Source organism: Gudongella ferriphila (genome assembly GCF_046224405.1).
Lineage (GTDB): Bacteria > Bacillota > Clostridia > Tissierellales > Tissierellaceae > Gudongella.
In genome coordinates this window covers 37,804-45,537 of record NZ_JBJXRK010000020.1, presented here as the reverse complement: position 1 = coordinate 45,537, position 7,734 = coordinate 37,804, and the positions used below count along the sequence as shown (strand labels likewise).

Sequence of the window (7,734 nt, the reverse complement as noted above, 5' to 3'; positions counted from 1 at the left end):
AACTGATATGCTCTTTTTGCATTTTTATTCTTGTTTATCACTGCACCAAGTCCTAGAATTGCGGCTATGACAAATACTGCATCCACAAGGGTTACGCCCAAAACTCCAAGCATTGCCTGTGATAATCCCCTGGTTATGGCAGTTTGAAGCACCAGAAGGGATATTGGTCCTATTGCCAATTGAAGGATCATTCCAAATCTGAAGCCACTAAAAATTACATTGCTATTCAATTCCTGCACCCTATTCGAAGACCGCATCTTGATTCCTCCTGGTCTGCAATTAACTCTGCTATGCTTTATTGTATCAAAACCTAATCCAATATCAAGATTTAATTGATATAGACCCACAATAAAATCCTTGAAAGTTATGAAATTTCAGTACTTTCAAGGATTTCTCACATTATATAACCTAGTATTTATGATCAATATACATCATCATTTAAAAAATCAATCAACACCCTATTGAAGGCTTCAGGGTTATCCATCTGAGCAGTGTGCCCCGCATGTGGAATAATCTCATACCTGCATTTTGGTTGTCTCTTTTCCCATTCTGGTGATTCCTTCTGATAAACCTTCCCATTTGCATTGTCAGAATCACCATGCATCAGCAAAAACGGTACAGGAATCATATAATCCTCAGGAATTCCGGAATCAGTCCATAGAGCCTGAACTCCAGACATTATAATCTTTATGAAATCGTCCTTTGGAATATGGTCCATTGCTTCCCTTGCATACTCCTTCACAGTTTCATATATGGAAAGGTCCGCCAAAGTCTTTTCCCTGAATGATTCCAGATGCATCCTACCGAGTATTCTCGGCATAATTAAATACATTCCCTTGTAGAACAAGCTGGGTTTTTGGGATATATCCGTACACCCCAACACTGCAAGGGCATCCACCCTCTCCGGATACTTATGTGCGAAAAGCTGGGAAACAAAGCCTCCAAGTGAATGACCCACCAATGTTGCTTTTTCTATTCCTGCATTTTCCATTATGGCGATAAGATCCTCAACATGGATTTGCAGGGTGGCTTTTCTTCCCATTGGAGATGAATCTCCATGACCCCGCATATCCCATGTCAAAACCCTGTAGACATTTTCTACCAATGCTGGCACCTGATCCATAAATGACATATGGTCTAGGGTGGCACCATGGGTCAACACAACCACAGGTCTGTCTTCCTCTCCATATAGCCAGTATTTGATATTTGAACCTAATCTTGACAGCGACCTCTGCTCTCGCATACCTAACCTCTCCCTTGTATTAATCAAATGTATCAATCTAATAGATTTATATCCTTACACAAATACAATCAACCAGAATATACCCAGACCAGTCACAATTGTCAGCAATAGATTCTTGGTCTTCCATGCGATTACAATGGCCACCATCCCTGCCAACAGCCTTGGATTCTCATATGAAAGCCACAGTTCCTGATCCTTAATCAAAATTGCAGGAAAAATCAATGCAGACATTACTGCAGGAGGTACAAATCTCATTGCTCGGTGCACCCATTGGGGAAGCTTCATCCTTCCATAAAGGTGAATAAATGAGAATCTGAAAATGAATGTGCCAAGACCAATTATCAAAATTGTCAATATAAGCTGTATATTATTCACGATTCCCTATCCCCTTCCTCTACTTAAATAGATTTCACTAATGGAACCAGCGGCTATTCCAATAATAGCTGCTAAAACAAGCCCAATATTCATGGGTAGATTTGCACCAGCCACTGCAATTACACCACTGGTAATGATTGCAATTATTCCGGGCCATCCTACTACACCCTTGAACAGGATTGCAATAAATGTCAGCGGAATACCAAAATCAAGACCAAGCTCTGGTGGTATTATTGAACCCATAAGATATCCAATGATTGTATTTACTTGCCATACTATCCATAGTGTTGATGAGGCTCCCAACAGGAAGCTTTTGGTGTCCTCCTCCGGGTTGTTCAGGAAATGGACCGTTGAAATCGCATAGCTTTGGTCTGTCATGCTGTAGGCCAAAAGAGCCTTTAAACTTGTTTTTATACCCTGGAGATGTGGAGCAATGGATAGACTGTATATCATCATTCTGAGATTGATGATCAGGGCAGTATAGATGATCACAAGCATATGGGCATTGTCACTTACCAGCTGAAGAACAGCTAGCTGCGAAGCGCCCGCAAAAATTCCAATGCTCATAAGCAATGCCATTCCAAGTGAAAGCCCTGTGTTTGCAGCAGTTATTCCACTTATCATGGCAAAAGGAATTATTCCAAGAATCAATGGAGCAACAGATCTAACTCCCCTAATTATACTTTCCTTATTAAACATACTATTTACCTTCCTTCAATAGATAATAACATGTATTCTATCACAAAGCCCCAAATTTAGCTATTAAATAAAAACCCTGATGCACCATTCAATAGGTTTGCATCAGGGGATATTGATGAGTCTAAAACTCGTAGACTCCTCCAATTTCAAGTATAACTGTATCACAGGTTTTGTTCTTTTCCCTAAACTCCTGTGGGTCCGCCTTGATTACCTGGAAGGTATCATAGTGCATTGGAATCAGTATCCTTGGTTTTACAAAATCTGCTGCAATTATCGCATCATCTATATCCATTGTGAAGTTGCCTCCTATGGGAAGCATTGCAACATCAATCTTCTCAGCTTCCAGTAGCTTCATGTCCATTGTAAGTCCCGTGTCACCGGCATGATAGACCTTCTTGCAGTTAACTTCAACCACAAAACCTCCTGGGTTGCCTCCATATAGCATTCCCTTTTCAGTCTTAATTCCAGATCCGTGCAGGGCTGGGGTCATCTTTACAGTTCCAAAATCAAACTTGAATCTTCCACCTATGTGCATGGCATGGATTCTCAGTCCCTTAGTTGAAAGGTAATCCGATATTTCAGCGTTGGCAATAACAAGTGCGTCATTGGCCTTTGCCAGTTGAACTGCATCACCAATATGGTCACCGTGTCCATGTGTAATAAATATATGTGTCAGCCCTTTGATGTCCTCCGGCTTAGTAATTGATGCCTGATTACCGGATAAAAACGGGTCGATAATACCCTTGAATTTCCCCTCCTCAATCAAAAATGATGAATGTCCAAGATAGGTCAGCTTCATGTACCATCACCTCTCCTTTTTCTTTAGTATACCCAACTATTCCCATTCCTTCCAGATTTCAGGTTTATAGCCCACGGTTGCCTGCTTTCCGTTTCTCACGATAGGTGTTCTGAAGAGCTTTGGGTTGCTTAGTATAATCTCCTCCCGGATGGCATTTCCTCTAATCCGATGTAGATTGAGTTTTTCGTAATCCTTTGATTTTGTGTTCACTAGGTTTTCCATTCCAACGGAAGCTTTGATGTTTTCAAATTCACCTTTGCTAAGGCCATATCTGTACAGATCCTTGTATTGAAACTTGATCTTTCTTTCCTTGAAATATCTTTCTGCCTTTTTTGTGTCGAAGCACTTGTTTGCTCCAAAAATTTGTATATTCAACCCTTCACCCACTAACTATTTATTATTTCCTTTACCCTTCCAACAGTCCCATCATCAAGCATCACCTTGATTCCATGAGGATGTGATGATGACTTGGTAAGAATCTTCTCAACGCTACCCTCGGTCAACTTTCCCGACCTCTGATCTTGCTTCTGTACAACTCTGACCTTGCTGCCTATTTCAATTTTTTCTCTCAAATTTCCACTCATATGTTACTTCCTCACTCTCATTGTCAATCCCTTATTGACCTTTGTTAGATTCTCACTCTTAATGCGTACCAGAGAATATTCAGATCCACCACCAGTATATATGTAGTCCTTATCCATGACTTTTGGGTCAACAATAAATGTTGCATCATAACCAAATGATGGGACCCCACCACAAGGGTAACCTGACTTATCCAGGATCTCATCCTCAGTTGCAATTCTCGGTCTATCTATTTTCAAGGTCTTGCCCACTCTGGATGTACTCACCCGGTCCTCACCCTTTACAATGGCAACAATTAGATTTCCCTTGTCATCAACCATACATATATTCTTCACCAGATCATCAGGTGTTGCTCCAGCTGCATCAGCTGCTTCCTGAACGGAGTGACATATGTCTTCAAAATGTATGTGGTCTGCTTCAATGCTGTTATGAATTATATATTCCTTTAGCTTGTTCTCATATTCAATCATACTTTCCTCCTCCAAACACCTGGGACGGTTCTTTTTGTTTGCCTAGTAAAATGAGACGATCATGCCGTCTTTCCCAGCATATGTTCCCATTGTAGCTCCCATGTAATTTATGATTATATCTTTTGGTTTATATTTTTCCATTATTAAGTCTCGTAATTTTTCAGCACCTTTTTGATTGTTGACATGGGTAATCGCAAATACCGTATCTGAAAAGTCACTCTTTCTTTCACCTATGACCTCCAAGACTCTATTGGTAAATTTTTTTGTGCCTCTCACTTTTTCTATCATTTCAACTTTTCCATCTATCCCTTCCAATAACACCTTTATATTGAGTATCTCTGTTACTGCACCGGCATACTTGCTTGCTCTACCACCCTTTACTATATTTTCAAGGGTGTCAAGCAAGATCAATATATTGGAACGGCTTCTGAATTCCTTAAGCTTTTCAACCACTTCCTCCATGGAAAGTCCTTCTTCAATCAATCTTCCTGCTTCCATAAGCTGTAGGCCATGACCCATTGAGCCTGCCAATGTATCAAAAACTGTCACGTCTGCATCCGCCATGTCGCTTGCCAAGCATGCTGATTGATATGTACCACTTAATTGGGAGGAAATTGTCAAACAGAGTACTGGACCTTCCTTGGATAGGTTTTCAAAATGCTTCTTAAAAACCTCTGGCGAGGGTTGCGATGTCTTTGGTAGTTCCTCCGAATTGATCATCATTTCACAAAACTCTTCTGCCGAGATGTCAACACCTTCAACATATTCTTTCCCATTAATTAAAACATTTAATGGGACAACGGAAATATCATATCTTTCAATTATTTCCTTTGGTAAATCAGCTGAGCTGTCAGTCACTAAGCTTATCACGTCATCTCTCCTTTCAAACACTAGGGACGGTTCTTTTTGTTTGCAATATACACCCTATGAACGCTTGTATTTGTAAGTTTTGCCACTTTTCTATAGGATAAGCCTCTTTCTATCAAAAGTACAATCAAGCTATCCAAGTCTTTAATCTGATTCTCTTCAACCATACCCTTATCTTTAAAGTATGATTCAATTATCTTCCTGATTTTTTTGTCTTGATGCTTTCTTTCCTCTTCTTTTGTCTCTAAATACTCTCTATCATCATTTTGCTTGTGGAACTCCATAAATCCATCCTTGGAATTGAATCCACCTAAAACATTTTCTTTGGTTTCAACCCCAATTAAGAATAATTCCTTGGTTATATATTCGTTCATGCTACTCCATTTATATTCCTCTGGGGTCTTAACCATGCCAGCGTTGACTGGATTATTGTGAATATATCTAATTACACCCATTAGGTGACTTTCATTAAAGATGTTCTCACTTTTAAACCTATCCTGAAACACTGGTCCTATACGATTATGCTTTCGATTGTAATACATTGCATAGGAAATATTGACTTTTTTCATAAAGCTTCTCAGTTCCTCTATCTCCCCTACTAGAGCAAGATGTAGATGATTATCCATGATACAATATCCAACACACGTAATATCCACATCCTCCAGCTTTGACCTTAACAATTCCATTAACTTTTTCTTATCACTCTCACCAGAAAAAATCTTGTCCTTGTTGATCCCTCTTGTCATTACATGATAATGCTTCGTTTCGCTTTCAATTCTTGCATGCCTTGGCAAACCAATCACCTCCTCTACATTTTATCATTTTTGAGAGGCAAGTCAAACAAAAAGAACCGTCCCTGATGTTTGCTACTAAAAACAAAGTATACGCTCTGATGCTTTTTAGAGCTAATTGGGTAGAAGGAATATAGAGAGTAGTTTAATCGTGAACTCTTAAAAGGAGGAATTGGAAAATGTCAGTAGTAAAAGTTGTTGAAATTCTTGCGGAATCACCTGAAGGTTGGGAGGCTGCCGCACAAAAGGCAGTTGAGGAAGTGTCAAAGACAGTAAAAAATGTTACATCGGTTTATGTTAAGGACTTCCAGGCCATTGTCGAGGATGGCAAGATAGTAAGGTACAGAGTCAATGTAAAGGTTTCATTTATAGTTGACTAAAAAAAATCTGGGGACATTATCTTTGTCTCCAGATTTTTCTTTAGTTGGATTCCATTATGTTTGGGTACCTTATAACAAGCTTAATCAAAGGGGTCATAAAAGTATCCTTCATACTGAAAATATCACTCATAATAGCCTCCGTTCCTTAAGGCTCTTTACAATCATATCTTCATTTTACCTTTCATGCCATTCCCAGCTTCCTCATCTTCTGGTGGAAGCCATTTATCCACTGACCTGTGTCCCAAAGCCGTCTCCATGATAAAACCCATTGCAATCAATCCAGCCAGGGTTAAGACAAACCTTAATGCCGTAAAGGGAATCCCCAGAAATTTAATCTCAATCATCAACTGAGGAATCTTAAGAGCTGCCCAAGACCCTAAAAACAATATCATGTTTGTTATACTGGCTCCTTTTCTCAATAGTGTTGCAGTCATTGGAAATGCAACATACAAAGGTCCTGTAGGTAAAGTGCCCAGGACAAAGGAAATAACACCACCTCGGATCCCTGCACCGCTTCCAAGCCACTTTTGTATCTCGTTTTTTGGTACCCACACCTCCATGAGCCCCATCAGTAAAAATACAGGAGGCATAATCATTGCCATTTCTTTGAAATAATCCCACAACACCTTAGTGGAGCGTGAAGCTGCGATAGGCACAAACAAAGCCAATGCTGCATATATGAATCCAATCAGAATTGGCAGTCTGAACTTCTTAATCATCTCCATCATAATATCAACCCCATTATACCCGCTATGATAAGTGCAACCAAAAACCCCAATCCGTTTCGAAGGACTGTGAATTTTTTCCCCAGTGTTTTTATTTCCATGGGTGCAGTCACAACTCCAACCATAACAAGGGTGGTTATAAATGCTGAAATCGTCATAACAGTTGCACCTGATCTCAGTAATGAACCAGCCAAAGGGAATGCTACCAGTGAAGGAATCAAGGTAACAGCACCTATCACCGCAGCTGCAATAGTTGCCATAAAGCCAGCCTCAGCTCCTACCAGATTCGAAATTGTCTCTGGAGTTAGTACACCTAAGGTTAACCCAACAATTCCCAATACCGCCAAGAGGCTCGGTGCCGACTTAAGCAATGCTTTACCAGCAACCTTAAATGCCTTCTTTGTTTTTTCCCTGCTTTTAACAAGGGATAAAACCAAGCTTATGCCCAATAGACTGTAGATAGTTACAAACGTTCCCATAATATCACCTTCCTAATTTCCTGCCTTTATCTGTATCCCCATAAGTCTAGCTCCCTCGGCAGATTCCATTGAAAGCAATGCCGGTTCGGTAATAAACACCTGGTTTTCCTTCAGTATTGATGTTTCCTGGTTTTTACTTAAAGTCACTTCTCCTTTGACCACATAGAACATCACATAGGTATCCATCTGGCATTCTGGAATTTTACCTCCAGCCTCAAGCACTATCACCCGGGTCTTGAATGATTCATTCTGGTAAAAAACATTTACCTTCCTGTTCTCATATCCCTCAGCTTCCAGATTCATCAAATCAAATATTTGCATTTT

Annotated in this window: 14 protein-coding genes; 1 reads left to right on the top strand and 13 read right to left on the bottom strand. The window is 40.0% G+C overall.

The annotated features are described in order from the left end of the window. The 10 genes from ACKVDP_RS10235 to ACKVDP_RS10190 all read right to left on the bottom strand — a co-directional run. The coding region (locus tag ACKVDP_RS10235; protein WP_409228747.1) for a LysE family transporter at window positions 1–257 on the bottom strand (257 nt) is incomplete at its 3' end. Window positions 258–421: 164 nt separating this feature from the next. Next, window positions 422–1,243: an alpha/beta fold hydrolase gene (locus ACKVDP_RS10230; RefSeq protein WP_409228746.1), complete on the bottom strand. Its 822-nt coding sequence runs from the start codon at window positions 1,241–1,243 to the stop codon at window positions 422–424. Between the two features lie 54 nt (window positions 1,244–1,297). After that, the gene (locus ACKVDP_RS10225) at window positions 1,298–1,618 is read right to left on the bottom strand and encodes an AzlD domain-containing protein (RefSeq protein WP_409228745.1); all 321 of its coding nucleotides are present in this window, start codon (window positions 1,616–1,618) and stop codon (window positions 1,298–1,300) included. A 6-nt stretch (window positions 1,619–1,624) separates the two neighbouring features. Next, a complete protein-coding gene (locus ACKVDP_RS10220; RefSeq protein ID WP_409228744.1) occupies window positions 1,625–2,317 on the bottom strand; it encodes an AzlC family ABC transporter permease in 693 nt (230 codons plus the stop codon). Window positions 2,318–2,438: 121 nt separating this feature from the next. After that, on the bottom strand, window positions 2,439–3,116 hold the full coding sequence (locus tag ACKVDP_RS10215) for a metal-dependent hydrolase (protein WP_409228743.1): 678 nt from the start codon (window positions 3,114–3,116) through the stop codon (window positions 2,439–2,441). A gap of 36 nt (window positions 3,117–3,152) precedes the next feature. After that, complete coding sequence (locus ACKVDP_RS10210) at window positions 3,153–3,491, bottom strand: arsenate reductase family protein (RefSeq protein ID WP_409228742.1); 339 nt, start codon at window positions 3,489–3,491, stop codon at window positions 3,153–3,155. 11 nt (window positions 3,492–3,502) lie between these two features. Then, window positions 3,503–3,700, bottom strand: coding sequence for a YwbE family protein (locus ACKVDP_RS10205; RefSeq protein WP_409228741.1), 198 nt, complete (start codon window positions 3,698–3,700; stop codon window positions 3,503–3,505). 3 nt (window positions 3,701–3,703) lie between these two features. Next, window positions 3,704–4,168, bottom strand: coding sequence for an aminoacyl-tRNA deacylase (locus ACKVDP_RS10200; RefSeq protein WP_409228740.1), 465 nt, complete (start codon window positions 4,166–4,168; stop codon window positions 3,704–3,706). Between the two features lie 42 nt (window positions 4,169–4,210). Continuing rightward, window positions 4,211–5,038, bottom strand: coding sequence for a DegV family protein (locus tag ACKVDP_RS10195; RefSeq protein ID WP_409228739.1), 828 nt, complete (start codon window positions 5,036–5,038; stop codon window positions 4,211–4,213). Window positions 5,039–5,058: 20 nt separating this feature from the next. Continuing rightward, a complete protein-coding gene (locus tag ACKVDP_RS10190; protein WP_409228738.1) occupies window positions 5,059–5,829 on the bottom strand; it encodes a transposase in 771 nt (256 codons plus the stop codon). Window positions 5,830–6,005: 176 nt separating this feature from the next. On the opposite strand from ACKVDP_RS10190, the gene ACKVDP_RS10185 reads away from it, so the two are divergent. After that, window positions 6,006–6,206: a dodecin family protein gene (locus ACKVDP_RS10185; RefSeq protein ID WP_409228737.1), complete on the top strand. Its 201-nt coding sequence runs from the start codon at window positions 6,006–6,008 to the stop codon at window positions 6,204–6,206. Window positions 6,207–6,367: 161 nt separating this feature from the next. Here ACKVDP_RS10185 and ACKVDP_RS10180 read toward each other — a convergent pair whose 3' ends face one another. From ACKVDP_RS10180 to ACKVDP_RS10170, 3 genes are read right to left on the bottom strand one after another with little or no spacing between them, the layout of a single operon-like run. Continuing rightward, complete coding sequence (locus ACKVDP_RS10180) at window positions 6,368–6,934, bottom strand: permease (protein ID WP_409228736.1); 567 nt, start codon at window positions 6,932–6,934, stop codon at window positions 6,368–6,370. Next, window positions 6,931–7,410: a hypothetical protein gene (locus tag ACKVDP_RS10175; RefSeq protein ID WP_409228735.1), complete on the bottom strand. Its 480-nt coding sequence runs from the start codon at window positions 7,408–7,410 to the stop codon at window positions 6,931–6,933. Before ACKVDP_RS10175 ends, ACKVDP_RS10180 begins: the two co-directional genes overlap by 4 nt. 12 nt (window positions 7,411–7,422) lie before the next feature. Then, on the bottom strand, window positions 7,423–7,731 hold the full coding sequence (locus ACKVDP_RS10170; protein WP_409228734.1) for a hypothetical protein: 309 nt from the start codon (window positions 7,729–7,731) through the stop codon (window positions 7,423–7,425). Between the last annotated feature and the right edge of the window lie 3 nt (window positions 7,732–7,734).